The following is a 26,292-nucleotide window of genomic DNA, read 5'->3' as shown; positions in this document are numbered from 1 at the left end:
GCGCTGCATGCCGGAGGTCGCCTGATGGATCGCGGAGCCGGGCCCGCCGCGGGGGAGGACGATCGGCGGCGGATCGCCCGCACGGACGTGCTGCTCGCCGAGCCCCGCCTCGCCGGTGCGGCGGGACGGCTCGGGCGCGGCGTCGTGAAGGCGGCGATCGCCGCGGCCCAGCGCCGGGCCCGCGACGGGGAGATCGCACCGGAGGCGGTGGCCGACGCCGCCGTCGCGTCGCTGCCGCCGAGCGCCGCCGGGCTCCGCCCGGTGATCAACGCGACCGGCGTCCTGCTGCACACGGGCCTCGGGCGCGCGCCGCTGTCGGCGGCGGCCCGCGAGGCCGTGGCCGTGGCCTCCGGCGCCACCGACGTCGAACTCGACCTGGCGACCGGCCGGCGCGCCGGGCGCGGGCGTTCGGTCCTCGCGGCGCTGCGGGAGCGGGTGCCCCAGGCGGAGGCCGCGCACGTGGTCAACAACGGCGCGGCGGCGCTGGTGCTGGCCGCCGCCGTGCTCGCGCCCGGCCGGGAGATCGTCATCAGCCGCGGCGAGATGGTGGAGATCGGGGACGGTTTCCGGATCCCCGAACTGCTCGCCGCCACCGGCGCGCGGCTGCGCGAGGTCGGCACGACGAACCGGACCGCGCCGGCCGACTACGCGGCGGCCGTCGGCGAGGCGACCGGGTTCATCCTCAAGGTGCACCCCTCCAACTTCCGCATGACGGGCTTCACGCGGGGCGCCGGCGTCGCGGAGCTGACCGGGCTCGGAGTGCCGGTCGTGGCCGACATCGGCTCCGGCCTGCTCGCCCCCGAGCCGCTCCTGCCCGACGAGCCCGACGCCGCGTCCATGCTCAGGGCGGGCGCGGACCTGGTCACCGCGAGCGGCGACAAGCTGCTCGGCGGGCCGCAGTGCGGGCTCCTCCTCGGTAAGGACGAGCCGGTGCGGCGCCTCGCCCGCCATCCCCTCGCGCGGGCCCTGCGGGTCGACAAGCTGACGCTCGCCGCCCTGGAGGCCACCCTCCGCGGGCCGCTCACCCCGACCGGCGAGGCGCTGCACGCCGACGCGGCCGTGGTGCGCGGACGGGCCGAGCGGCTCGCCGCCCGGCTGCGGGACGCGGGAGTGGACGCGGCGGCAGTCGGGAGCGAGGCGGCGGTCGGCGGGGGCGGGGCGCCGGGCGTCGTCCTGCCGAGCGCGGCGGTCTCGGTGCCCGAGCCGTACGCGGCGCGCCTGCGGCGGGGGACGCCCGCCGTGATGGGACGGGTCGAGGACGGCCGGTGCCTGCTCGACCTGCGGTCCGTGCCACCCGAACTGGACGGCGTCCTCGCCGAGGCCGTCCGGGTCCAGGCCGACCGGGCGGAGGCGCGATGACGCACGTCGTCGCGACCGCCGGTCACGTCGACCACGGCAAGTCCACGCTCGTCCGCGCCCTCACCGGGATGGAACCCGACCGGCTGGAGGAGGAGCGCCGGCGCGGCCTCACCATCGAGCTGGGCTTCGCCTGGACGACCCTGCCGAACGGCGACCGGATCGCCTTCGTGGACGTCCCCGGGCACGAGCGGCTCGTCACCACGATGCTCGCCGGGGTCGGGCCCGTCCCGGCCGTCATGTTCGTGGTGGCCGCCGACCAGGGCTGGCAGCGCCAGTCCGAGGAGCACCTCGCGGTCCTGGACGCCCTCGGCGTCCGGCACGGCCTCCTGGTCGTGACGCGCCGCGACCTCGCCGACGCGGCGGCGGCGGACCGGGTCCGCGAGGAGGCGCTCGCCCACCTCGCGCAGACCACGCTCGGCCATGTCGAATCGGTCCTGGTCAGCGGCGCCACGGGCGAGGGCCTCGACGGGCTGCGCGCGGCCCTGGAGCGGCTCACCGGCTCCCTCCCGGAACCCGACCGGGACGCCGACGTCCGACTCTGGACCGACCGGGTCTTCACCGTCCGCGGCAGGGGCACGGTCGTGACCGGCACGCTCGGCGCAGGGACGATCAGCGTCGGCGACCGCCTCGCCGTCGGCGACGCCCTCCTGCGCGTGCGCGGACTCCAGAGCCTCAAGGAGGACCGCACGGAGGTCGGTGCCGTCGCCCGCGTCGCCGTCAACCTGCACGGGGACGCGGGGGAGGTCGGCCGGGGCGACGCCCTGCTCGCCCCCGGGCGCTGGCTCACCGCGGACGTCGTCGACGTCCGGCTGCGCGGCGACACGGCGTCCGACCTGCCGCGCGAGCTGACGCTGCACGCGGGGACGGCGGCCGTGCCGGTCCACGTCCGCCCGCTGGGCGACGACACGGCGCGGCTGTCGCTGCGCCGCCCGCTGCCGCTGCGCGCCGGGGACGTCGCGCTGCTGCGCGACCCGGGCCGGCACCGCGTCCCGGCGGGGGTGACGGTCCTGGACGTCCGCCCCGAGCCGTTCGCGCGGCGCGGCGCGGCGGCGGCGCGGGCCCGCGTGCTCGCCGCCATGACCGGCCGCCCGGACGGCGCCGAGGAGGTCCGCCGCCGGGGCCTGATCAGGCGGTCGGACCTGGTGGCGATGGGAGTCCCCGTCCCCTTCGAGCCGGTGGCGGGGGAGTGGCTCGCCGACCCCGCCCTCTGGAAGGACCTGCGCGAGCGCCTGGCGGCGGCCGTCGAGGAGCACGCCGCGGCGCACCCCACCGACCCCGGGCTCCCGGCCGACGCCGCGCGCCGCGCCCTCGGCCTCCCCGACCGCGTCCTCGTCGACGCCCTCGCCGGGGGCCTGCGGCACCGCGACGGCAGGATCTACGGCCGGACGACCGCCCCCGAACTGCCGCCGCCCGTGCGCGAGGCCGTCGAGGCCGTCCGCCGCGACCTGGCCGCGGCCCCGTTCCAGGCGCCGGACGCGAACCGGCTCGCCGAACTCGGCCTCACGCCGAAGATGCTCGCCGTCGCCGCCGCGACCGGGGCGCTCCTCAAGGTGGCCGACGGCGTCGTCCTGCTGCCCGGCGACGACGCCCGCGCCGCCGAGCTGCTCGCCCGGCTCGGCGGCCCCTTCACGCTGAGCGAGGCGCGCCGCGCTCTCGGCACCACCCGCCGCGTCGCCGTCCCGCTCCTGGAGTACCTGGACGACCGGGGCTACACGGTCCGGGTCGACGACCTCCGCCGCCGCTGCACCGAGAGGATGGCATGACCGGACCGCTCGCGAAACGGCTGACCGAGTACGCGCACGGCGGCGGCTGCGCCTGCAAGATCCCGCCCGGCGAGCTCGAAGAGGTCGTCGCCGGCCTCGGCGCCGCCCCCGCCTCGCCCAACGCCGACCTGCTCGTCGGCCTGGAGACCGGCGACGACGCCGCCGTGGTCCGGCTCCAGGACGGCCTCGCCGTCGTCGCCACCGCCGACTTCTTCACGCCCGTCGTCGACGACCCGTACGACTGGGGGCGCATCGCGGCCGCCAACGCGCTGTCCGACGTCTACGCGATCGGCGGCCGTCCCCTCGTGGCGGTGAACCTGCTCGCCTGGCCCCGCGGCGTGCTGCCGTTCGACCTGGCGCGCGAGGTCCTGCGCGGCGGCCTCGACGTCGCCGCCGAGGCGGGCTGCCACGTCGGCGGCGGCCACAGCGTGGACGACCCCGAGCCCAAGTACGGCATGGCCGTCACCGGGGTCGCCGACCCCGCCCGCCTGCTGCGCAACGACACCGGCAGGCCGGGCACGCCCCTCAGCCTCACCAAGCCCCTCGGCCTCGGCGTCCTGAACAACCGGCACAAGGCGACGGGCGAGGTCTTCGCGCACGCCGTCGCGACCATGGCCGCGCTGAACCGCGACGCGTCCGCCGCCGCGCTCGGCGCCGGGATCGCCTGCGCCACCGACGTTACCGGCTTCGGGCTGCTCGGCCACCTCTACAAGATGGCCCGCGCGTCCGGCGTGACCGCGGTGGTCGACGCCGCCGCCGTCCCCTACCTCGACGGCGCCCGCGCGTCCCTCCGGGACGGGTACGTCAGCGGCGGCACGCGCCGCAACCTCGACTGGGTGGCCCCGCACACCGACTTCGGCGCCGTCGGCGAGGACGACCGGCTGCTGCTCGCCGACGCCCAGACCTCCGGCGGCCTCCTGCTCGCCGGCGAGATCCCCGGCGCCCCCGTCATCGGCGAACTGATCCCCGCACGCGATCACCCACTGGTAGTGCGCTGAAGCCCTGGTTCAGGCACCCCGCAACAACCTGACTGGTCGCGATCGCGTCCGAAGGCAGGTTCGAGCTTGCGAGAACCTGATCGCGAAGCGAGCCGCAAGGCGAGTCGGAGCGATGCCGCGTCGCCCGCATTTCCCGACGATGGAGGGCCCTCCGGGCCCGAAGGAGGAGGGGGATGCAGTCAAACTTCAGTGCCGGTCCGGTCGGTGATGCCGGCTCGCCGCTGGTAGTCGCGGACCAGGGCGGCGGCGGCCGGGCCGCGCGGGCGGCGGCCCGGGCGGATGTCGACCGACAGGGCCTTCGCCTCCTGGATGTGCGTGTTCGGGTCCAGGGACAGGTGCAGCAGCTCGTTCGCCGCGTCGCCGCGGCTGTAGCCGTTCGGGCCCCAGTGATAGGGCACCCCGACCTGGTGGAGCGTGCGGCCGTCCACGGTCAGCGGCGACATCCGCTCGGTCACCAGGACCCGCGCCTCCACGACGCCGCGCGGGCTGACGATGGTCGCCCAGCCGCCGTGCTCCAGCCGCCGCTCGGCCGCCAGCTCCGGCGAGACCTCGCAGAAGAACTCCGGTTGCAGCTCCGCCAGGTACGGCTGCCAGCGCGACATGCCGCCCGCCGTGTGGTGCTCGGTGAGCCGGTACGTCGTCGCCACGTACGGGTAGACCTCGGCGCCCGGGTCCGCGCCGCTCGGCGCGTACCGGTTGTCGGGATGCGGCGGCGGCAGGTGCCGGACGGGGTTGCGCTGCTGCTTGTAGAGCGGGTTCCGGAACGGCGAGTCCTGCGGCTCGTAGTGCGTCGGCAGCGGCCCGTCCGTCAGGCCGGCCGGCACGTACAGCCATGCCTTGCCGTCGGCCTGCATGATGAACGGGTCGTCGCCGGCGAGCGCGTCCGGACCCGTCGCGTCGCGCGGCGGTTCGTAGTCCGGCGGACGGTCGGCGATGAAGTCGGGCACGTCGTGGCCCGTCCACCTGCCTTCTTCGGCGTCCCACCAGACCAGCGCCTTGCGGTCGCTCCACGGGTTGCCGTCCGGATCGGCGGACGCCCGGTTGTAGAGGATGCGGCGGTTCATCGGCCACGCCCAGCCCCACTCGGGCGCCACCCAGTTCTGGTCCTTGCCGGGCTTGCGGCGCGCGGTCTGGTTGACGCCGTCGGCGTAGCAGCCGCAGTAGATCCAGCACCCGCACGAGGTGGACCCGTCGTCCTTCAGCTGCGTGTAGGACGACAGCGGGTTCCCGTCGGCGTCCCGGCCGTTGATCTCGGCGAGCACGGCCTCGGCGTCCGGCTCGGCCAGGTCGCCCCTCGTCGGGTAGTCCCACGTCAGGTCCAGGACGGGACGGTCCATCTCGTCGGTGGACCCGGCGAGCTTGTCCCGGACGATGCGGCCGAGGTGGTACATGAACCACAGGTCGCTGCGCGCGTCCCCGGCGGGCTCCACGGCCTTGTGGTGCCACTGGAGCATGCGCTGGGTGTTGGTGAAGCTGCCGTCCTTCTCGGTGTGCGCGGCGGCGGGCAGGAAGAACACCTCGGTGCCGATGTCCTCGGTGCGCATCTCGCCCGACTCGATCTCCGGGCCGTCCTTCCACCACGTCGCCGACTCGATCAGCGAGAAGTCGCGGACGACGAGCCAGTCGAGGTTGGCCATCCCGAGCCGCTGGATCTTGGCGTTGGCCGACCCGACGGCCGGGTTCTCGCCCATCAGGAAGTAGCCCTTGCACACCCCGTCGATCTGCGCCATGCAGGTCTCGTAGGTGCCGTGCGATCCGGTCAGCCGCGGCAGGTAGTCGAAGCGGTAGTCGTTGTCGGCCGTCGCCGCGTCGCCCCAGTACGCCTTCAGCAGGCTGACCATGTAGGAGCGCATGTCGCCCCAGAAGCCCTTGCGCGCCGCCTCCGCCCGGATGAACGCGTCCAGGTTCTCGTTGCTGTGGGCGTGCGGCATCGGGATGTAGCCGGGCAGCAGGTTGAACAGCGTCGGAATGTCCGTCGAGCCCTGGATGGACGCGTGGCCGCGCAGCGCCAGGATGCCGCCGCCGGGACGCCCGATGTTGCCGAGCAGCCCCTGCAGCACCGCCGCGGCGCGGATGTACTGGACGCCGACCGTGTGCTGCGTCCAGCCCACCGCGTACGCGAACGCGGTGGTCCGGTCGCGGCCGGAGTTCTCCGTGACCATCTCGCAGACCTGGAGGAACTGGTCCTGGGGGACGCCGCAGATCCGCTCGACCATCTCCGGCGTGTACCGCGCGTAGTGCCGCTTGAGGACCTGGAACACGCACCGCGGGTGCGTCAGTGTCGGGTCCCGCTCCGGGTCGCCCACGCCGATCGCCGCGCCGCCCGAACCGTGCGCCTCGCCGCGTGCCGCCTCCTCGACGGGTCCGACGCGGTCCTCGTACTCCATGTCGCGCCGGCCTGAGGCCGCCTGGACCTCCATGCCCTCGTACTGCCAGCTCCTGTGGTCGTAGCTGCGCCTGTCCGCGTCCAGGCCGGAGAACACGCCGTCCAGGTCCTCGGTGTCGCGGAACTCGTCGGTGAGGATCACCGACGCGTTGGTGTAGGGCACGACGTAGTCGCGGAAGTACTTCTCGTTCCGCAGGACGTAGTTGATGATCCCGCCGAGGAACGCGATGTCACTCCCCGCGCGCAGCGGGACGTGCACGTCGGCGAGCGCGCTCGTCCGCGTGAACCGCGGGTCCACGTGGATCAGCTTCGCCCCGCGCGCCTTCGCCTCCATCACCCACTGGAACCCGACCGGATGGCACTCGGCCATGTTCGAGCCCTGCACGACGATGCAGTCCGCGTGCTGCAGGTCCTGCTGGAAGGTGGTCGCGCCGCCGCGTCCGAACGAGGTCCCCAGACCGGGGACGGTGGAGGAGTGTCAAACGCGGGCCTGGTTCTCGATCTGCACCGCGCCGAGCGCGGTGAACAGCTTCTTGATCAGGTAGTTCTCCTCGTTGTCGAGCGTGGCGCCGCCGAGGCTCGCGAAGCCCAGCGTCCGCCGCACCCGCAGGTCGTCCTGCTCCCACTGCCAGCCGTGCCGGCGCGCCTCGACCACCCGGTCGGCGATCATGTCCATCGCCGTGTCGAGGTCGAGCGACTCCCACCCGGTGCCGTGCGGGCGCCGGTACAGCACCCGGTGCTCGCGGGCCGCCCCGGTCGTCAGCTGGAGGGACGCCGAGCCCTTCGGGCACAGCCGCCCCCGGCTGACCGGCGAGTCGGGGTCGCCCTCGATCTGGGTGACCCTGCCGTCCTCGACGTACACGTCCTGCCCGCAGCCGACCGCGCAGTAGGGGCAGACGGACTTCACGACCTGGTCGGCGGTGCTCACCCGCGGCCTGATCCGCTCGGTGCCGGCGCTCTTGGCCGCCGCGCCCCGCCCGAGGGGGTCCTCGCCGCTGAACTGGCGGTAGACGGGCCACGACTCGATCCATGTCCGAACGCCCACGTCACACCGCCCTTCTCTGATCGGCCCGCCGCCCACCTACCCGCCGCCCGCACCGCGAAACAAGGGGTGCCGCGGGGCGGGCGGCGGGTCAGGGGGACGCGTCACCCGGCGGCGAACAGGGCGAGGTTCGCCGAGACCGGCTCCGGCCGTCCGCCGTTCTGGACGGCGGACGCCGTCAGGACGTCGATGTGCTGGTAGCCGGGCGCGACGACGTCGCCGGGCCGCGGGTCGCCGCCGAGGCCGCCCTCCGCCTCAAGGTTGAGCGTCGGGTTCGCGGTGACGCCGTCCTCGTGGACGGCGTCGTCGGCGATCCCGGGGGCGGCGGCCAGCGCGATGTCGGTGACCATCTTCGTCGGGAAGTAGTGCTCGGTGAAGTCGAGCGGGTGCTCCGACAGGCTGCGGGCCAGTTCGGCGATGTCGGTGACCTCCTCGCCCGCGGACGTGAACGGGGTGCCGTCCTTGGACCGGTGCACCGGGTCGTCCGGGGCGCCGACGCGGTCGAAGTTCCGCCACGTGTACAGGGGGCCGTTCGGCTCGTCCGGCATCGCCTTCTTCTCCGTCCCGAGCAGCCGGGACAGGCCGCCGAGCCCGATCGCCTCCAGGTCGTTCGGCGCGGGGAACTCCTTGTCGACGATCTTCCCGCCGTCCCAGAAGCCGAGGCTGGCCTGCATGAACGCGAGCGGCTGGGAGTTGTCGTCCAGCAGCCCGCCGAGCGCGGCGGCGTTGGTGAACCGGAAGTCCTTCACCGCCGGGGAGCCCTTGAGGAACGTCGGGTAGTCCTTGGAGAACAGGATCCGGTAGGTGGTGTCGGTGTTGGACGACGGGGGGACGTAGGTCGCGAGGTCGGAGAGGCCGCCCGGGTCGAGGCGCGCGGCCAGGCCCGCGATGGCGAGCAGGTTCATCGTCTCGGTGTTGATCACGGCGGGGGCGGACAGGGCGCGCGGGACGACGCCCGTCTCCAGCCCGGCCTGGACGGCGCCGGCGCCGAACCGCAGGAGCGGGACCCAGTCCTCGGGGAACTCGCCGCCGGAGGGCAGTCGCGTCGAGATACGGGTGTCGAGCGCGAAGTAGCCAGAGCACTGGTTGTACCCGGCGTCGCCTGCGGTGGAGTGGTCGCCGTCGAAGTCCCATGTGGCGAAGAACGCCGTAAGGACGCCCCCCAGCGAATGCCCCCCGCACATCATCTTCCGCTTGCGCACGGCCTGGTCGGGAAGCTCCCTGACCATCAGGTCGTACTGGTCGCGGACGGTCTGCTCAAGCCCGACGTTCTGGAGCCACGCCACCTGGTCGTTGGTCTGGTATCCGGCGAACTTCCGGCCGTCCACCTCTTTCTGCCTGTAGTAGTAGTCGACGGCGAGACGGGTGTCCTTCGCCCTGAGCCCCGCCTGGATCCCGGTGCCGTCCTCCAGGCAGTTGGAACGCCGGTCGAGCGCCCAGAACTCGATGTGCTTCCCGCTCCTGGCCGCGGCCGAGACCGTGTTGCGGGCGACGCTGTCGAACGCGCCCGCGCCCTCCAGGATGCCGGGCTGCGCGACCAGGATCCGGTCGGCGGCGGCCGACGACGCGGGCCCGTCCTTGTGCCGGAACCGCAGGTAGGACAGCCAGTCGCAGGCCGCCGGATGCGGGCCGGCCGACGCCGGCAGCGGCACCTTGACCCGCACCGCCGACTCGGTGACGTCGGTGACGGGCGAGCCGGAGGCGACCGGCGTCTCGGACCGGCCGGCCTCGCGCGCGCTCACCGGCCCGGCCGCCGCGGTGACGGCGAGCAGGGACGCGGCCGACGCGGCCAGGACCGCGAACGCGCCGAGGGGGTGGGGGGACCGTCCCATCACGTGCTCCTTCCGGGCGTGATCGGTTCACGGTCCGACAATGGACCTGTCGCGCCCCGCGCGACAGTCCTCCGTGCGCGCAATCTCCGCCCGGCTCTTGTCCGCCGGCGACAAGTCCGGCCCCGGAGCCGCGTGCGACCGCTCAGCGGAGGACGGCCGCGCCGACCGCGCCGGTCCGCTCCGCGAACTCGGCGCGCTCGGACGGGGACAGCGCCCGCTCGTAGACCGCGGCGGAGAGCCGGTCGGTGATCTCCTCCGCCTCCGCCCGGCGCGGCCGGAGCGCCGAGCAGTCGGGGAGGTCGCCCTGCCAGCCGAAGAAGCGCGCGGTGTCCGGCCCGTCCTGCGTCAGGATCGCCTCCAGCGGGGAGAGCCCGACGGACGTCGTCGCGACGAGATGCAGCCCGCCGCGCAGTTCCCGCAGCACCTGCACCAGCTGCATGAGCCGGGCCCGGGCGTCGTCCGGCAGCGGTTCGGCGCGCCAGCCGCAGAACAGCGGCAGCCCCGACCCCCCGGCGGTGCGCACGACGCGCTCGGCCAGCTCGCACAGGCGCGGGTCGTCCGGCAGGTGGGACTCGCCCCAGGCCGCGCATCCGAGGGTGTACCACCGCGTCGCCTCGCGCGCCCCGGCGACCGCGAGTCCCTCGTCCCACTGGGCGCGGACGAACCCCGGCTCGAACCAGCCGAGCGCCGCCGAGACCACGTCGGCGTCGACGTCGCCGAGCACCCCGCCCCTTCCGGCGAAGTAGTACGCGAACGGATTGCCGTATCCCTGCCGCTTGCCGTGCTCCGCCGTCCTGCGCGACAGCATCCACCGCGACCCGACACCGTGAATGACTTTGTCGGCGGCGCGTACGGTCTCCGCGGCGCTCAGCTCGCCCATCGACGCTCTCCCGTTTCCTCGGGGCCCAAGTAACCGGAAGGTTACTGCCCGGGCGGGGCGGTTCCGCGGGCGGCTCCCGGCTAGATCGCGGACTCGCTGGGCACGGCCCTGCCGGCGTCCGGCGAGGGGGCGCCGGACGCGTGGTGCCAGTCGAAGCACACCACGACGGCGTCGTCGGCGAGGTCGGTGCCCTCGTGGAACTCGAGGAGCTCGTCGATCACGGTCAGCGGAACCTCGGCCGCGGGCTGCAGCCGGCTGCGCCGGGTGGCCTGCTCCAGCAGGAGCGTCCCGTACTCGCCGGCCGTGGCCTTCGCCGCGAAGACGCCGTCGCTGACGATGACCAGCCGGTCGCCGGGGTCGAGGGTGAACCGCTGGGGCCGGTACTCGGTGTCGGGGAACATGCCGAGCGGCAGCTGCTGCTCCAGCGGGACCGGCGTCACCTCGGTGCCGCGCAGCAGCAGGATCCGCGGGGACCCCGCGTCGATGACGTGCACGGTCCCGTCGGCGAGGTCGATCCGCATGACGAGCGTCTCGGTGAACTCCCGGCCGCCGTGGCGCACGTGCACCATGTCGTTCGCCAGGCTCGCCTGCTCGCCGAGGTCGGCGCCCGACCGGCGGGCGTTGCGCAGCGCGCCGACGGTCAGCGACGTCAGCAGCGCCGCGTTGATGCCGGTACCCGAGCCGTTGGTGACGGTCAGCGCCAGATGGTCGTGCTCGACGGACCAGTCGAAGTTGTCCCCGCCGATCGAGTAGGCCGGCTCCAGGTGCCCCGCGAGGCTGAACGAGTCGTCCGCGTGCGCGTGGCCGGGCAGGAGCTGCCACTGCAGCTCCGCGGCGAGGGTGAGGCGGTGCCGCCGCCTGGCCCGCTCGTACCGGTCGGTCCGGCTCCACGCGACCTTCAGCGCGCTGCCGAGCAGCTCGCCGATCTCGGCCAGCTCGCCCACCTCGTCGGCGCTCCAGGGACCGGACGCACCGATCTCCAGGACGCCGATCCGCTCGCCCCTCGCACGCACCGGTAGATAGGTGCGGGTCTCCCCGGACCCGTCGCCGTCCCCCTCGGGGGAGGCGAGGACGCGGCCGGTGACGAACGACCGCCCGGCCGGGGTCTGCCGGATCCTGATCGCCTCGGTGACCTCCTCGGCGGCCGGCACGTCGCCGTCCGGTACCGCCAGGGCCAGGGCGTCGGGGTGGGGCGTGGCCAGGAGCGGACCGACCGGCATCAGGGCGCGCGAGTGGTAGTCGCAGACCAGGAGCCGGGCGGCGGAGACCACGGGGTACTCGCGCGACAGCGTCGCGGCCAGCACCTCGGGCAGCGCGTACGCCGGTGCGGCGCGCAGCGCCCGCTCGACCTTGGCCGTGCGCCTGCCCGGCCCTCCGGCCGGGCGCCCCTGCTCATCCCCGGCGGGGCGGCCCTGCCCGTCCCCGGCCGGGCGGCCGTGCCCATCCTTGCCCGGGCGGCCCTGCCCATCCTTGCCCGGGCGGCCGTGCGTGCTCATCGCGACCCCATCTCATCACTGCCTGCCGACGCGCCGGACGCGGCCGCGTCCCCGCTGCGGCCCGGTCATGGTGCACCGGGCCGCGGGAACGGCCGTGCCCCCCTAGACCGGCCGTCCGACCACGGGAATGCGGCTCTGTCATCGGGTCCGCCCCGTCTCGGACGCAGGACCGCAGGGGAAGACTGCCAAAGAGATTGCCATATGGCAAATACTTGATATCGAGGTGCGGACGAAGGGTTCGCACCGGGGCGCGGGGGTGCCGGTCAAGCCGTCCGGGACCCGAGCATCCCCCTCCCGCCGCGCTCGCGCCGCTCGCCCGCCTGGCCGAACTCGCTGAGCGCGTCGAGCAGCCGTCCGCGGGAGGCCGGGGACATCTGCGCCAGCACGTCCCGCACCGCCGCGCGGCGCCGCCGGACCAGCTCGGCGTGCAGGCGCTCGCCCTGGTCGGTCAGCCGCAGCACGATCTCGCGCCGGTCGACGCGGGCGGCCTCCCGCACGATCAGCCCCGCCGCCTCCAGCCGGTCGCACAGCCGGCTCGTGGACGAGGGGATGGCGCCGAGCTCCTCGGCGAGCCCGCCGAGGTTCAGCCGGCCGAACCGGGCGATCACCTCGACGGCGCGCAGCTGGATCGGCGAGATGGCGGGTTCCAGCCCCTGGTCGGCGCGGTTCCAGAGCAGCGCCGTCGCGCTCAGCACGCGTTCCACGGCGGCCGCGACGTCGTCCGGGACGGCGCCGTGCCCTTCTCCCGCCTGCTCTTCGCCTGACGGCCGCGGTCGTCGCTGACTCACACCCCAGCCTTTCGCACGGAGTATCCGCCGGCGGCACCTCACCTCGGCCCCCGGTGGCCCCGCCGCGCCGCCCCCGGCCAAGGCCGGACGGTACGGGCGCGGGCAGTACCACGATAGGGGCTTCCCCCGTCACGACGCACGGCCGAGTCCGGGCCGGCGTGCGGCGGTGCCCGCCGGCCGGTCCCGCGCCCGCGGGGAGCCAGGCGTGCTATAAGGCACATTCTGGGCATCTGCCGCCGCATTGTCGATCTCATGATCGATAAATTTCGTTCCGGGCGGGTGGACCATTGCGGCCAAAGCATGTCCTTGGCGGATATGTGCGATGTAGCATTTGCGCCCAGACGTTGCCGATCCACGGGGGACGGGCATTCGTGGCGAGCGGATACGGGAGCATCCCGGGCCGGCTCGGACGACCGGTGAGGCGGGCTCTCCCGCACCTTCTGGTCCTCCTGCCCGGCTTCGGCGGTAGTGCCCTGCGCAGGGGAGACGAGGAGATCTGGGGAACGGGCGCCGCCCTGGCGCGGGCCATCGCGAACCCCGGCCGACTTGCCTCGCCCGAAGCGCGGCTGGACGATCCGGAATACGAAGACGGCGTCGAGGCGCACGATCTGATGGCCATTCCGGTACCCGGGTTTTCCCGGATTCTCGGGCCTTACCAGAAGCTGCGGTCCAGCCTTCGCCGGCACTTCGAGCTGGACGACGCCAACTATCTCGAATTCGCCTACGACTGGCGGCGTCCGGTAGCGGTCAACTCCGCCGGGCTCGCCGGCGCGGTGGCGCCGCGCCTCGCGGCCCTGCGCGAGCGGTCCCCCGCCGCCGGGGTCATCTTCGTCGCGCACAGCATGGGCGGTCTCGTGGCGGTCGACTACGTCCGCCGCCACGACGTCCGCCGCGACTGCCACCGCGTCTACACCCTCGGCACGCCGTTCCGCGGCGCCGTCAAGGCCCTCGACGCCCTCGCCAACGGGCCGCGGGTCGGGCCCGTCCCGTCCGAACGGCTTCCGCTCGGACATCTGATGGAGGCGCTGCACCGCCTCCCGTCGGTCTACGAGCTGCTTCCCCTCTACCCGGTGATCACCGACGCGCGGAACGGCCGCGTCCCGCCCGCCGGCCGGGTCGCGGAGCTCGCCGGTGCGATCGCCGGGCTCGACGCCGGCCGGGCCCGCGCCTCGCGGGAGTTCCTGCTGGAGCTGAACGCCCCGCACGAGCGGCTGTCGGTCGTGCGCCCGGTGATCGGATACGGGCAGCGGACCGCGCAGCACGCCGTCCTCCACCCGGGCGGGCGCCTGGAGGTCTCGAAGGCGGTCGGGCTCGCGGCCGCCGCCGCCGAGGATTCCGGCGGTGACGGCACCGTCCCGGCGGTATCGGCCAGCCCCGCCGTCTACCAGGAGGTCCCGCCCGTCTACTGCAACCAGACGCACAACGGCCTCGCACACGGCGGCGACCAGGTGGACGAGCTGGTCCGCATGCTCGGCTACGACCTGTCGAGGCTGGGGCGGCACAGGCCGGTCCTGTCCCCGGGCCGGCCGGAGACCCCCGCTCCCGCCCACGCCCGCGAGGAGGCCGAGCCCGACGACTTCGGCCCGCCGGAAGCACGCGCGCTGGGTCTCGACCTGGCCGACGCCTACCTCACCGGGGAGCCGGTCACCGTCGCGGGCCGAGCCGAGGGTTTCGAGGCGGGCGACACGCTGTGGTTCCGGTTCGCGGCCGGACCCTCCCCGGGCACCGGCGATCCCGCCACCACCGTGGTCGAGGACGGCGGCTCGTTCGCGATCCCCTTGGGACTCGTGCGGCCCGGCCTCTACACGCTGTCGGTCGCGGCCTCTCCCCGAGGAGACGGGCTCCTCGACGTGGTGCACGTTTCGTGAGCGCGGACTGGACGTGGTGGCCCACCAACCCGGCCGACCTCGCGGTCTTCACCGTCCCCGACGAGTACCAGCTGATGCGCGGGGCGGGCCGGGAGCTTCCCCTCCCGGTGATCGAGCGCGCCGGATTCGCCTACACGAAGCTGCTCGACCTGCGGCTGGACTACGACGGGCCGCTCTACACCTGGAACCTGAACGGTCAGACGATCCGCCAGCCGTACCAGATGGTGGAGACGGAGAAGCGCGGCAACTGCCTCGACCTGTCGGTCGCCTTCGCCGGCCTGTGCCTGCAGCTCGGGCTGCGGCCGCTGATCGCGCTCCTCGGTCTCCAGGAGGGCCCGCACGCGATCGTGGTCCTCCCGGACGCCCGGATCGACCAGGACGAGACGGTCCTGATCTGGGGCCGGGTGCCCACCGCGGACGGCCTCGGCAAGCCCACCCCGGACCAGGTCCGCGAGAACCTCGCGAGGCGGTGGCTCGCGGTGGAGCCCACCGCCCTCACGCCGCTTCCGTTCGGCCGCCGCCTCGGCTTCGAGGACGCCTGCGCCAAGGGCCGGGAGGCCCTCCTCAGGTCGGACGGGACGACGCTGGTCGACGTCGGCTTCACCCTTCACGTGACCAACCGCCCGGTACGCGAGGTCGACAGATCCCTCGTCGCACGCCCCGCCCCCAAGCCGTCCTTCGGGGACGAGGTCCGCCTGCGGTACGCGGGCCGGCTCGCCGCGCAGCCCGCCGCGTGGGACGTCGGCGGGCTGGAGGAGATCGCCTTCGACCGGGAGACGCAGGACCACGCCCTGACCGCTCCCGCCCTGCTGCGGGCGCTGCGGGCCAAGGCCGTCTACCAGGCGATCGGGGGGACGCCGGGCCTCCGGCACGCGCGCTGGTTCTTCTACGAGGCCACCGACCGCGTGGTCGACACCCAGAGCCCGGACGTCCTGCTCGTCGAGGCGGCGCTGACGGGCTACGACCGGGTTCCCGACTCCCTGACCGAGTTCCTGCTGCGGGTGGCGGCGTACCACGGCGCGGGCCTCGGCAACCCGGCGCTCAACGCGTGGGTGATGGAGCACGGCCTGGAGCGGGAGGCGGCCGAGTTCCTGCGGGACTGCAAGCGGCGCTACTGGGCGCTGATCTTCCTCGGCGAGGAGACGATCGGCGCGGACCGGGACGGGCCGATCCGGTTGTGCGCGGTGGTGGAGCCGAAACCCGTGGGCCTGCTGGAGGCCGCCGACGGCGACGGCTCGTACATCGACCACGCGCTCGTCAAGACGGAGTGCCGGTCCCCGGAGGAGCTCCCCGGCAAGCTCCACGAGCTCATCCGCGACCTCCAGAAGAAGCTGGAGAACGCCCCCATGGTCATCGACCTGGTGGCGCCCCTGCGCTTCCTCACCGAGGGCCTGGAGCACCAGAGCCTCGTCCCGCTCCCGACCGGCTACCGGGAGCCGCTGAGCCGCCAGTACGAACCGAGGCTGCGCTGGGTGAGGCACGTGCTGGACCCCGGCGACCGGCAGCGGCAGAAGGACCGCGCGGGCAGGGCGAAGGCGGCGTGGCAGCACTCGCCGCCCACCCTCTCGCCGGACGAGGCCGGCAGCTTCGACGCCGTCTCCGCCTGGTTGGCGGACGAGGCCAACGCGAAGCGGCCCTGCGTGCTCGCCGTCGAGGACGAGACCGTGCGCACCGAGGCGCTGGGCTGGCTGCTGGCCGCGGGGTGCGGCTACATCGTGTGGCACCGCCCCGGCGGCGTCGTGCAGATCACGCGGCGGCACTGGGAGGAGCTGGAGGCGCACCAGCGCCGCGAGATGCTGCCGGAGAAGCTTCTGAACGGCGGCAACGGAGCGAACCCTCCGTCGATCATCTGGAACGACCCCACGGGCCGCCCGGGCTTCGACCTGCCCCTGGCCCGCCTGCAGAACCCCCCGGAGGAGAGCGACGGTGACCTGGAAACTGTTTCACGGTGACGGCAGGCCCCGCCCCGGCGGTACCGGCCCGGACGGCGCGCCGCTGCCGGCCTGGCACGCCATCCCCGACCTGCCGCCCTGGCGCGGCCGCGCCGAGGGCACCGGACCCCCGGTGTTCGTCCCCCTCCCGGGCCTGGACGACGCCGTCAACGCCGCGCTGCACCTGCGCCGGCCGCTGCTGATCAGCGGGTCGGCCGGGATGGGCAAGTCCACGCTCGTCGGAGTGCTCGCGCACGAGCTGCAACTCGGCGAGGTCCTCGAATGGCACATCACCTCCAAGAGCACGGTGAACGACGGGCTCTACCGGTACGACGCGCTGGACCGCCTGCACGCCGCCCAGCTGGCCGACGGGAACGCGCCCATCGGCGAGTTCGTCCGCCTCGGGCCGCTCGGCACGGCGCTGGCCGATCCCGGCCATCCGCGCGCCGTGCTCATCGACGAGATCGACAAGAGCGACCTCGACCTGCCGGGGGACCTGCTGAACGTCCTGGAGAGCGGCCGTTTCGACATCCCGCCCCTGATGCGCAGCAAGGGCGGCCCGTTCCGCGTGACCGGCGCCGACGGCCGGGCCTACGACGTGGGGGACGGGAGGGTCACCCGCCGGCACTACCCGGTCATCGTGCTGACGAGCAACAATGAGCGGACCTTCGCCCCGCCCTTCCTCCGCCGCTGCATCCGCTTCCAGATCGAGAGACCGGACGCCGCATTGCTCACCAGGATCGTGCAAGAGCACCTGCCCGAGATCGACGGCGCGTGCCGGGACGACATCGAGAAGTTCGCCGGCCGGCTCCGGACGGGCGAGAAGCTCGCCGTCAACCAGCTCCTCGAGATGGTGTACCTCGTGACGGGGCACGACCTCGGCGCCGAGGAGCGCGCCCGCCTGGAGAAGATCGTGCTGGACGACCTCAACGAGCAGTGATGGACGGTCTGGCACGCGCGCTCGCCGAGTTCGGCCTGGTTCGCGGGGACGCGGGCCTCGACGCCGAGCAGATCCTCGACCTGCTGTGGCTGGCCCGGGACCCGCCGCCCCCTTCGGCCGGCCGGGCGGCCCCGGGCACGTCGTCGCCCCTGCGGGTGGTCCCGGCTCCGCCGACGGTCCGGCAGGAGGCGACCCGGCCGCGACCGCCCGAGGCCGCCGGGCCGGGCTCGCCCGCCACGGTCGTGGAGCCGGTGTTCCCGGGCGACACGCCCTCCGAGCGGATCGGGGACGGCGCGGCCCGCCCGCCGGAAGCGGGCGGTTCCGCTGATGCGGACGGCCCGGCGGGCCAGGACGCCGCCCCGGGTCCGGGCGGCTCGGCCGGCCGGCCGGACCCGCTCGTCCCGGTGACCGGCGTCGGCTTCAGGGGCGTGCGCCCGCTGCGGGACGCCCTTGAGCTGACCCGCGCGCTCCGGCCGTTCCGGCGGGCCGTCCGCCCCGGGCCGCTGGAGCCGGACGAGGCGGCCACGGTGGAGGCCACGGCCGAGGCATGGGTCACCGCGGCCCTGTCCGCCAGGGCCGCGCCCCCGCGGGCCGGCGCCTGCGCGCCCAAGCCGCTGGTCGTCGTGACGCACCGCCCTCCGGTCCGCGCGCTGGACGTCGCCCTCGTGGTCGACACCGGCTCCTCCATGCGCATCTGGGACCGGGCCTTCACGCAGCTGGAGCACATCTTCGTGCAGAGCGGGGCCTTCCGTTCGGTGGCCCGGTGGGGGCTCGTCCTGCGCCGCGACGGCTCCCGCCTGGTCGACGCGGGCGGGGCCCACCATCCGCCGGACCGGCTCAAGGACCCGTCCGGCCGCCGTCTCGTGCTGCTGGCCTCGGACGCGGTCGGCGACCACTGGTACGTCCGGGACATCTGGGAGACGATCGAGTCCTGGGCGGCGGTGATGCCGACGGCGCTCCTGCACGTGCTCCCGCGGCGCTACTGGGGCGAGACCGCGGTCGGCGAGCCGTGCCTGCGGATGCGGCTCGGCGCTCCGGGCACGCCGGTGCCGAACGCCCACTACACCGTGGAGCGCGGCTGGTGGGTCACCGGCACCGCCGGCCTGCCGCTTCCCGTGGTCGGGCTGAACCCGGCCGGGCTCGGCGGCTGGGCCGAGGCCCTCACCTCGGGCGCGGCCTGGGCGGACGGCATCTCCACCGCGGTGCCCGGGACGGGCCCGGCGGAGCGCCCGAGCGAGTACAACCGCCGGCTGGACGACCGGGACGGGCAGCTGCTCGCGGCGTTCCTGCGCCGCGCGTCGCCCCGCGCCGTGCACCTCGCGCAGGTCCTGTCGTGCGCGCCGACGCTGTCCCCGCAGCTGATCGAGATCCTGCAGGAGCACCTCGCCCCCGAGACGGGGCTGACCGAGCGCGCGGAGATCTTCGTCTCGGGCCTGCTGGAGCCGGCCGGCCGCGAGAGCTACCGGTTCCTGCCCGCCGCCGCGGAGAGGTTCCGGGAGCAGGTCGGCCACCTGGAGGAGCTCAAGGCGTTCGACGTCGCCTCCGACCACCTGCAGCGCAACTTCGGCCTCGGCGGCGACCTGCGGGCGCTCGTCCCATATCCGGGCGGGACGTCCGGCATCGCCCCGGAGGCCGAGCCGTTCGCGCAGCTCCGGCGGAACATGGCCGACCGGCTGGCGGTGCTGACCGGGCCGGAGCACACGGGGCCGGAGCACACGGGGCCGGCGGTCTTCCCGGCCGCGGGCCGCCCGCCGGGCGAGGGCATCGTGCTCCCGCCCGCCCGGCACCCGGTGGGCGGCCCCGCGCACCCGGTGTCCCGGGAGCCCGCGCCGTTCGACCGCGCGGTGGTGCCCGCAGCGCGGACCGCGTCCGGCCCGCGCGCGCTCCCGCCGCTGCCGGCGCCCGTGGCGGCGCTGGCCGGCCACATGGCGGCGGTCGACGGCGACGACGCGCTCACGGTCCTCGACATCGGCGTCGAGGGCGTCACCCGCTACCGGGTGCACCGCGACGCGATGGGGACCCCGCACCCCAGCAGGCTCGCCACCGAACCCTGGACCGGTCTGGACGCGCGGGAGGCGGCGGCCCCGCGGATCGAGCGACTGACCGGCGGCCGCGGCCCGCTGGCGGCGGTCCGCACCGCACCGGAGGGGATGGCGGAGGCCGACCGGGCGTCCGCGCTGGTCCGCGAGGCCCGGCCGGACGCCGAGATCGTCACCGCGCCGGACGCCGACGTCGCCGGCTGGCTGCGCCGCGTCGTCGAGCGCGAGCCGATCCGCCAGCCCTACAGCCTCGTGGCCCTGGCCCCCCACGGCGGGGCGGGGGAGCTGCGGCTCACGCCCGTGCCGCTGTTCGCTCCGGGCGCCCTCCGCGACGACAGAGTGCCGGTATCGGTGCGCTGCGAACCCGGCACCGAGAGCGGGACGGCCTTCGCGGTCGGCGCGCACGGCCCCGACGGACTGTTCCGCGTCATGTCGATCCGGTCGGCGCGCATCCGGGCCGGCCACCACGATCTCGTGGCGCTGCTGAGGCGCCCCGGACTGGTCGGGTTCGGCGGGCTGGAGGGCCTGTCCGCCGACCGCCGGGACTGGGCGCGGATCGTCGCCGCCGTCCCCGATCGCTACGATCCCCGGCCGCGCCCCCTGCACCTGATCTGCCTCGTCGAGGTCAGCGGTACGCGCGAGCGGGTGGCGGACCGGCTGAGCCGCGTCGACCAGCTCGCCATGCTCCTGGGCTGGGAGGCCCCGGAGGGACTGAGCGTTTCCCTGGTCGTCTACGGCCGGCACGACTACCGCGACCGGCTCGGCCGTCTCGACCGCCTCCCCACGGTCCTGACCTGGGAGGACGACGCGGGCACGGCCCGCGCGGCGCTGGGCGCGGCCGTGGAGCGGCCCCCGCTGCCGGTGACCTACCCTGACGCGGCGATGGTCGAGGACGCCTTGGCCGTCGTGGACGAGAGGCTTCCCCGGCGGCCCCGGGGCCGCACCGCACTGGTGACGGTCGGCGACCGGCCGCCGCATCCGGCGCGGGTCACCGCGTCGGAGATCCTCCCGTGCCCGAACCGCCGCGACTGGCAGAACACCCTGCGGAGGCTGAGGGCGCGCCCGGGCATGACCGTCGCGGCGATCTGCGACGATCCCGCCCTGCGGCCGCAGGGCCCCTGGCGGGACCTCGGCGGCGGGGCGCCGCCCGTCCCCCTCGACGTCGTCGACGTCCAGCGGCTCGCGATCGATCTGCGGCTCGTCCCGCCGATGGCGGGCCGGCTGCCGTTCCCGCTGGTCATCTGACCGGCCGGGGTCCCGCCGACAGCTGCCGCAGCGCCTCCAGCAGTTCCGCCGGAGGGTCGGTGAACGAGCCGAGGAGTTCCTCGGTCGCGGCGTCGCCGAGCCGGGGGCCGTGCGTGAGCCGCAGCAGGACCGAGTAGAACAGCACGGCGATGGAGCCGGAGAGGTTCGCGTGGTCGGCCATGAGCCCGAGGTCGTCGATGATCTTGCGGTGCAGATCGCGCTTCTCGTGCACGTCGCCGGACCGCAGTTCGCCTTCGAGCTTGCCGAGCGCGGTCACCAGCGGCTCGTGGCGCTCCTGCCGGAGCATGTCGCGGCACACGGTGAGCAGCGTCTCGATGTCGGGCGCCTCGCCGGTGGCCACGGCCACGGCCGCCTTCAGCGCCTGGAGCGCCGCGCGGGGATCGGTGAACGGCAGGGGGTCGGCCGCCCTCGCCAGCTCCTGGAGGACGCCGGGGGAGTCGGCGAAGTCCGCCAGCAGTGCGAGGTACCGTTCGGGCACGTCCGCCCCGGCGGGCAGAACCGGCGGCCGGTCCCAGACGAGGGCCCGGGACGCGGTGGGCGCGTGGTCGGTGAACGACAGCCGGATCCGGTGCTCGGCAGTGCTCCTCGTCCAGGTGGAGACCGACAGCCGGGCGCGCATCCCGTACGGCAGCAGCCACGCCACCTCGTCGAGGAAGCGCAGCCGTTCGAGCATGGGCAGCGCGCCGGCGTCCTCGATGGCGACGTGCCGGCCCTCCCCGGACAGCAGGGTCGCGGCGGTGCCCATCGCGGGCCCGGCGGCCGGCTTCCCGGGTCCGCCCGCCGGGAGTACGACCGTCGCGGCGCCGTCCATCGGGGGATCGAGGGGGGCGAAGGCCCGGTACAGCGACTCGTAGGACACCCGGGCACGCGCGAGCGGGCCGAAGGGGACGCAGAACACGCGCGTCACCGAGTCGGCGGTCAGAGCGGCCCCCGCCCCGCACCACGTCTCGATGGCGAGGGTCAGGTAGGGGACGTCCGGGAGCCGCGTCCAGCCGATCGTCACCTGCGGCAGCTCCGCCGGCACACCCGTGTGGTACCGGTGCACGATCTCGGCGAAGTTGCCCCGGCTGAACCGTCCCCCGCTCACGGCCAGCACGCCGCGGGCGCCGGAGTCCCGGTCCAGTCCCCACAGCGCCCACTCGGCGGTGACCCTCGTCTCGTCCTGCGGCATGCGGTCTCCGATCAGGGGGGCGGGGCGTGGACGCGCAGCCATTGCGCGGACAGCAGCACCAGCGTGAGCGCCACCAGGAACACGACCAGGACGACCGTCACGAGCCAGGGGCCCTGGCCGCCGAACCGGGTCTCGAAGTCCTGCTGGGGCGATCTGCCGGCCTGCTCGTCCGCTCCTGGCGCCTGGCCGAACGACTCCGGAGCCGGCGCACCCGCGGGCGGGGCGGCCTCCTGCCGCTCCGGGACCTCGGGCGCGTCGCGCCCGAGGTGCAGTCTCTGGACGAGCCGCCCCATCCCGCGGGGAAGCCGGCGGGGAGGCCCTCCCCGGGCCTGCTCGGCCGCCACGGTGCCCTGGAGCACGGCGTTGACGCCCTCGGCGACCTCGGGGCCGAGCGTGGCCGACTCCAGCATCCGGCCGAAGAACGCCTCGAAGAGCATCTCCCGGGTGTCGGGCGCGATCCCGTACAGCCACAGGGCGGCCGCGAACAGCGCGGTGGTCGGCCGGGGCGTCCGGCTCCCGTCCACGACCTCCTCGAACTCCTTGACGCCCAGTTGCGGGCCGTAGGCGGCCGCGAGCAGCCTGCACAGCCAGTCGAACTGCGCCAGGTCGTCTCCGGGGAAGCGCCTGCGGAGCGGATGAGCCAGGTAGGCGTGCTGCCACAGCGGACCGACGGCCGGGTCGTCCTCCTCGACCAGCCGCCGGACGAGCTCGTTGAAGACCATGTCGAAGATGACCACCTTGACCGGCTCCTGCACGGCCGTGGCGATCAGCGTCTCGCTGTCGAGCCTGCCGAGGATCCTCCGGCGGCCCTCGTCGCCGCACATGACGGCGACGAGGAGGTCCGAGTAGGCGTCGGCGCCCGGGTAGTTCTCCAGGGTCCGCAGGAGCAGGCCGTGGATCATCCCCGCGTCCTCCTCGATCTGTTCGAGGTGCGACTCGCTCAGGGTGCTCCCGTACGCCATCTGCAGCAGCGCCTGGTAGAGCTGGAGCTGCCGGGGCGGTTCGAGCGTGTCCGAGGCGTCCAGCAGCCTGTCCGCCCTGACGATCTGCCGGTGACGGCTCCGCTGCTCGGCGGTGTAGATCCGCGTCCGCAGATGCTCCAACCGGTCGATGCAGTGCTCGGCCGCGTCCCCGCGCCCCTCCCGGCGGGCCTCGGCGTAGGCGCGCAGCACCTCCACGGGGTCGGCGTCCGTGCTGACCGCGGGCGCCGGCCGCTGCGCGGGGGAGCCGGCGATGTCCTGAAGGCGGCCGAGAGCCGCCCGGACGTGGCCGCGATCGAACCCCATCGGCTTGCCGATCCGGGCCAGCTCCCTGATGACATGGGACAGGTCGGACTGGCGGGCGAGCACGTCGAAGTAGGTTCGCGCGGTCCGTGCCGCGGGGGGCAGGACCGGCGGGTCGCCCCACCTGACGGTGAGCGCGCCCTCCCGCGCGTGGCTGCTGAACGCGAGCCTGAAGTTGTGCTCCGAGGTGCTGCTCACCCACGTCGCGGCGGAGAGCCTGGTCCGCATCGCGTAGGGCAGCAGGGCGGCCACGGTGTCCAGGAAGCCCAGCCGCTCCACCATGGGGACGCCCTCCGCGCCCTCCAGCTGCACCGGGGACCGGGTCAGCAGGAGCGCCGCGGCCCCCAGCGCCTCCAGGCCGACGCGGTCGGCGATCTGGTGCGGGTCGAGTTCGGGCACGCTGATCGGCGCGCCGTCGGTGGCGTCGCGGTCGGCGAGCGCCTCGTAGAGGTCCACGTAGGAGATCGGCCGTTCGAGCCGGTAGTACGGGATGCCGAAGTAGCGCGTGACCGCGATGCCCCGGCCGAGCCGGTCGTCCTCGTTCGACCACTCCTGGATGGCGAAACCGAGGTAGATCTCCTCGCCGAGCCGCGTCCAGCTGATCGCGACCTGCGGCAGATCGGTGTGGGTGCCCGGCGAGTACCGGGAAATGATCTCCGAGAAGTCGTGCGCCCCCAGGCGGATGTCGCTGCATCGCAGAAGCCGGAAGTCGCGTTCCTGGGGATCTTTGCCCCACAGGGCCCACTCCGGCGTCACCGGCACCATGGCGGTGCTCATCGTCGCCACCTCACCCTTGCTGATCGGCGGACAGGGACTGGGCGAGCCACAGCAGCGGTTCCACGACGTTGATGGGCCGCACCCCGCCGCGGATCCGGTAGCCCCTCGGCGAGGTCGAGTCGGGGACGAGGTTCTGGTAGTCGCGCGGATCGAAGCGGTCGGCGCCCGGCGCGAGGTGGAAACCGATCGCCGAGGTCACGAAGAACCTGATCCGGTCCTCAAGGAAGAACTGCTTCAGCTTGTTCAGCACCAGTTCGGCGTTGCCGCTCGCCGACACCCCGCAGAGGCTCTCGAACAGGCGCTCGGCATACTCGTCCTCCACCACCCGGGGGAACGCGAAGGAGTCGTCGGGGTCGACGCCGAGCGCCCGGATGCTGTCGGCCGTCTTCAGCACGCTGACCTCGTCGAACTTGGTGATGCACACGGCCAGGTGGTGCGGGAGGCGGCCGCCGACGAACGCGTCGGCGGCCAGCATCCGCTGCGAGAGCTGGGCGAGCATGCCGTGCAGGTTCTCGAACGCGTCGCCCCTCTCGTACTCGCGGATCGGGTCGAAGAGGTAGAGGATGCCGCGGCTCCGGACGAGGTTGTCGAGCAGCCCGCGCCCGGCGCTCCCGCCCCGCCCGAACAGCTCGCCGCCCACATCGATCAGGTCGAGGCCGATCATGCTCTCGCGTGTCACGGTGCGCCGGCCGAGGAGCCGTCCGGTGCGGACCGGACGCTGGCCGACCAGGTACCACTTGTAGTGCTCGATGGCCTCGGTCGCCCGGGGGAACTGCCGCCTGTCGGCGAGCGACCTGGTCAGGTCGGTCAGCACGGCGGTGGAGCCGCCGTCGGCGCCGACCACCTTCCAGTCGCCGTTCATCCGGGTCAGCGCGATGTCCAGCGCGGCCAGGAAGGTGGTCTTCCCGCATCCGGCCGCCCCCCACATCGCGATGTTCTGCGTGGCGGCGCGCTCCTGTTGTTCCGGTTGCATCCTCGACCTTGTCCCTCCGGGGGTGGACGTCATGACGGCTCGCTGATGGGGAAGGGCACGCGGTACCCCTCGTCGGGGCCGAGGCCCAGCCGGGCCACGAGGTCCGAGAGGCGGCCGGTGTCCGCTCCCGCCCGGGGGGACCGCCCGGTGATCCGCGCCCACGCCGGATGGGACCGCGTTTCCGGCCGGTCGCAGATGGCGCCGACCCGCACGCGGCGCCGGTGCACGAGTTGGACCAGCGCCTCCTCCCAGTCGACCCCGGCGGGGCACGGCAGGAGGCCCGGCGTGGGCCACGGCGGATGCGGCGGACGGTAGCCGGCGAGAAGCAGCGCCGTCCGCTCCGGCTCGGCGCCCCGGGCGCCGGGGCCGGACGGCTCCGCGCTGCGGACACGCTCGGCGAGCCGGGCCTCCACCTCCGCCAGAACGCATTCGACCGGCGCCGCGCGGGGGTGGCCGGGCGGTATCGGAGGGCGTGCGGCCAGCTCGTCCAGCGCGGTGAGCGCCTTGTCGGGCGAGGACTTCCAGAGCACCACGTCGACCGGCCCGTGTCGGGGGCGCCGCTCGTAGGAATGGCTCCCGTAGGCGATGAGGGACACCGTGAGCCCCGGGCGCGGGCCCGCCGCCACCTCCTCGATCACCTCGCGGACCCGGGAGACCCGGGCGGCGACCGCGCCGGGCCCCCCGTCGGCCTCGTCCTGCTGCGCGGCGGCCTCCACCGCGCAGACGAGGTGGGCGCGCGGCGCCGCCGGGGCGAGCCGCACGGGCAGCGCGGCCACGAGCTCCTCCGTGCTGCGCTCCTCGCGGAGCAGGGGGCCGGGCAGCCCGTGGAAGCCGATGCGCCCGGGTCCCCGCAGCTCGGCGCTGAGCCGGTAGCGGCCGGGCGCCAGCCGGATCCGCCGCCGCGAGACCAGGCTCAGGGTGCCCCGCTCGGGCGACCACGCCATGACCGCGAACACGGTTCCGTCCTCTCCGGCGGGCTCGCAGCGCAGCGTCAGCGACTCGCGGTCGCCGCGCCGTGACCCGACCGGGAACAGCAGCAGGCCGGACAGCTCCGGCCGCCCCGACCCGGCCTCCCGGACGGTGACGAGCTCGTAGCTCTGGCTCAGCGGCTCCTCGGCGATCACCTCGCGGAGCAGCTCGGTGACCGACGCCCCGTTCACCCGCGCCGTCCGCGCGTCGGGCCGCTGCGCCGCCAGCCAGTCGTGCGCCAGCAGCGGCCGCATGCCCGAGGTGAACGTGCAGGCCAGGAGCACGGTCGGCGCGTCGTGCAGGCGCGGGACGCGGTCGAGCACCGCCTGCCGGTCGAGCTGCTCGTACCTGACGAGGCCCGACCAGGGCGTCCGCCAGGTGCGGCCGGACGGCACCCCGTTCTCCAGCCGGACCAGTTCGTGGACGTCCAGGCTCTCGGCCGTCGCGTCCACCACCAGAAGGGGCTTTTGCGAAGAATGCTGGCTGATCGCATTTTTGAGGCTTTCGCGCAGCTCCCCACTCTGTTCGATC

Annotated in this window: 16 protein-coding genes; 7 read left to right on the top strand and 9 right to left on the bottom strand. The window is 74.5% G+C overall.

From position 1 onward, the window contains the following. Window positions 1–24 precede the first annotated feature (24 nt). From selA to selD, 3 genes are read left to right on the top strand one after another with little or no spacing between them, the layout of a single operon-like run. Window positions 25–1,359, top strand: a complete 1,335-nt coding sequence (gene selA / locus CHC11_RS00655) for an L-seryl-tRNA(Sec) selenium transferase (protein WP_089309579.1) — start codon at window positions 25–27, stop codon at window positions 1,357–1,359. After that, a complete protein-coding gene (selB, locus tag CHC11_RS00650) occupies window positions 1,356–3,122 on the top strand; it encodes a selenocysteine-specific translation elongation factor (RefSeq protein ID WP_089309578.1) in 1,767 nt (588 codons plus the stop codon). The genes selA and selB overlap by 4 nt, the downstream gene beginning before the upstream one ends. Beyond that, window positions 3,119–4,120 carry a selenide, water dikinase SelD gene (selD, locus tag CHC11_RS00645; protein WP_089309577.1) on the top strand — a complete coding sequence of 334 codons (1,002 nt, stop codon included), beginning with the start codon at window positions 3,119–3,121 and terminating at the stop codon, window positions 4,118–4,120. Before selB ends, selD begins: the two co-directional genes overlap by 4 nt. A gap of 179 nt (window positions 4,121–4,299) precedes the next feature. Here the strand turns inward: selD and fdh are convergent, their stop codons facing one another. The 5 genes from fdh to CHC11_RS00615 form a co-directional block, all read right to left on the bottom strand. Then, on the bottom strand, window positions 4,300–7,551 hold the full coding sequence (gene fdh, locus CHC11_RS00640) for a formate dehydrogenase (protein ID WP_245918638.1): 3,252 nt from the start codon (window positions 7,549–7,551) through the stop codon (window positions 4,300–4,302). Window positions 7,552–7,652: 101 nt separating this feature from the next. Beyond that, entirely contained in the window at window positions 7,653–9,380 is a 1,728-nt protein-coding gene (locus tag CHC11_RS00630; protein ID WP_218825883.1) for a hypothetical protein, read from the bottom strand. Between the two features lie 142 nt (window positions 9,381–9,522). Continuing rightward, window positions 9,523–10,260: an SCO6745 family protein gene (locus tag CHC11_RS00625; protein ID WP_089309574.1), complete on the bottom strand. Its 738-nt coding sequence runs from the start codon at window positions 10,258–10,260 to the stop codon at window positions 9,523–9,525. 80 nt (window positions 10,261–10,340) lie between these two features. Then, on the bottom strand, window positions 10,341–11,756 hold the full coding sequence (locus CHC11_RS00620) for a PP2C family protein-serine/threonine phosphatase (protein WP_089309573.1): 1,416 nt from the start codon (window positions 11,754–11,756) through the stop codon (window positions 10,341–10,343). Between the two features lie 263 nt (window positions 11,757–12,019). Further along, window positions 12,020–12,544, bottom strand: a complete 525-nt coding sequence (locus tag CHC11_RS00615) for a MarR family winged helix-turn-helix transcriptional regulator (protein WP_179278620.1) — start codon at window positions 12,542–12,544, stop codon at window positions 12,020–12,022. 416 nt (window positions 12,545–12,960) lie between these two features. On the opposite strand from CHC11_RS00615, the gene CHC11_RS00610 reads away from it, so the two are divergent. From CHC11_RS00610 to CHC11_RS40980, 4 genes are read left to right on the top strand one after another with little or no spacing between them, the layout of a single operon-like run. Continuing rightward, on the top strand, window positions 12,961–14,412 hold the full coding sequence (locus tag CHC11_RS00610) for an esterase/lipase family protein (RefSeq protein WP_089309571.1): 1,452 nt from the start codon (window positions 12,961–12,963) through the stop codon (window positions 14,410–14,412). Next, complete coding sequence (locus CHC11_RS00605; RefSeq protein ID WP_089309570.1) at window positions 14,409–16,364, top strand: hypothetical protein; 1,956 nt, start codon at window positions 14,409–14,411, stop codon at window positions 16,362–16,364. Before CHC11_RS00610 ends, CHC11_RS00605 begins: the two co-directional genes overlap by 4 nt. After that, on the top strand, window positions 16,339–17,283 hold the full coding sequence (locus CHC11_RS00600) for an AAA family ATPase (protein ID WP_089309569.1): 945 nt from the start codon (window positions 16,339–16,341) through the stop codon (window positions 17,281–17,283). The genes CHC11_RS00605 and CHC11_RS00600 overlap by 26 nt, the downstream gene beginning before the upstream one ends. Then, entirely contained in the window at window positions 17,283–20,567 is a 3,285-nt protein-coding gene (locus tag CHC11_RS40980; protein WP_089309568.1) for an SAV_2336 N-terminal domain-related protein, read from the top strand. The genes CHC11_RS00600 and CHC11_RS40980 overlap by 1 nt, the downstream gene beginning before the upstream one ends. Here the strand turns inward: CHC11_RS40980 and CHC11_RS00590 are convergent. The 4 genes from CHC11_RS00590 to CHC11_RS00575 are packed head-to-tail and all read right to left on the bottom strand — an operon-like array spanning window position 20,560 to window position 26,213. Next, window positions 20,560–21,759: a hypothetical protein gene (locus CHC11_RS00590; RefSeq protein ID WP_089309567.1), complete on the bottom strand. Its 1,200-nt coding sequence runs from the start codon at window positions 21,757–21,759 to the stop codon at window positions 20,560–20,562. The two genes, CHC11_RS40980 and CHC11_RS00590, sit on opposite strands and share 8 nt — an antisense overlap. An 11-nt stretch (window positions 21,760–21,770) precedes the next feature. Then, window positions 21,771–23,819, bottom strand: a complete 2,049-nt coding sequence (locus CHC11_RS00585; protein ID WP_143226871.1) for a hypothetical protein — start codon at window positions 23,817–23,819, stop codon at window positions 21,771–21,773. A 10-nt stretch (window positions 23,820–23,829) separates the two neighbouring features. After that, on the bottom strand, window positions 23,830–24,792 hold the full coding sequence (locus CHC11_RS00580) for a hypothetical protein (protein ID WP_089309565.1): 963 nt from the start codon (window positions 24,790–24,792) through the stop codon (window positions 23,830–23,832). Between the two features lie 29 nt (window positions 24,793–24,821). After that, window positions 24,822–26,213 (bottom strand): hypothetical protein, encoded by a 1,392-nt coding sequence (locus CHC11_RS00575; protein WP_179278619.1) that lies wholly within the window; start codon window positions 26,211–26,213, stop codon window positions 24,822–24,824. Between the last annotated feature and the right edge of the window lie 79 nt (window positions 26,214–26,292).

Origin of the sequence: Actinomadura mexicana (genome assembly GCF_900188105.1) — a bacterium.
GTDB lineage: Bacteria > Actinomycetota > Actinomycetes > Streptosporangiales > Streptosporangiaceae > Spirillospora > Spirillospora mexicana.
This window is presented reverse-complemented; position numbering and strand designations above follow the sequence as displayed.

Coding starts and splice junctions, on each gene's coding strand:
- selA (WP_089309579.1), top strand. CDS start 25: ATGGATCGCGGAGCCGGGCCCGCCGCGGGGGAGGACGATCGGCGGCGG.
- selB (WP_089309578.1), top strand. CDS start 1,356: ATGACGCACGTCGTCGCGACCGCCGGTCACGTCGACCACGGCAAGTCC.
- selD (WP_089309577.1), top strand. CDS start 3,119: ATGACCGGACCGCTCGCGAAACGGCTGACCGAGTACGCGCACGGCGGC.
- CHC11_RS00630 (WP_218825883.1), bottom strand. CDS start 9,380: ATGGGACGGTCCCCCCACCCCCTCGGCGCGTTCGCGGTCCTGGCCGCG.
- CHC11_RS00625 (WP_089309574.1), bottom strand. CDS start 10,260: ATGGGCGAGCTGAGCGCCGCGGAGACCGTACGCGCCGCCGACAAAGTC.
- CHC11_RS00620 (WP_089309573.1), bottom strand. CDS start 11,756: ATGAGCACGCACGGCCGCCCGGGCAAGGATGGGCAGGGCCGCCCGGGC.
- CHC11_RS40980 (WP_089309568.1), top strand. CDS start 17,283: ATGGACGGTCTGGCACGCGCGCTCGCCGAGTTCGGCCTGGTTCGCGGG.
- CHC11_RS00590 (WP_089309567.1), bottom strand. CDS start 21,759: ATGCCGCAGGACGAGACGAGGGTCACCGCCGAGTGGGCGCTGTGGGGA.
- CHC11_RS00585 (WP_143226871.1), bottom strand. CDS start 23,819: ATGAGCACCGCCATGGTGCCGGTGACGCCGGAGTGGGCCCTGTGGGGC.
- CHC11_RS00580 (WP_089309565.1), bottom strand. CDS start 24,792: ATGCAACCGGAACAACAGGAGCGCGCCGCCACGCAGAACATCGCGATG.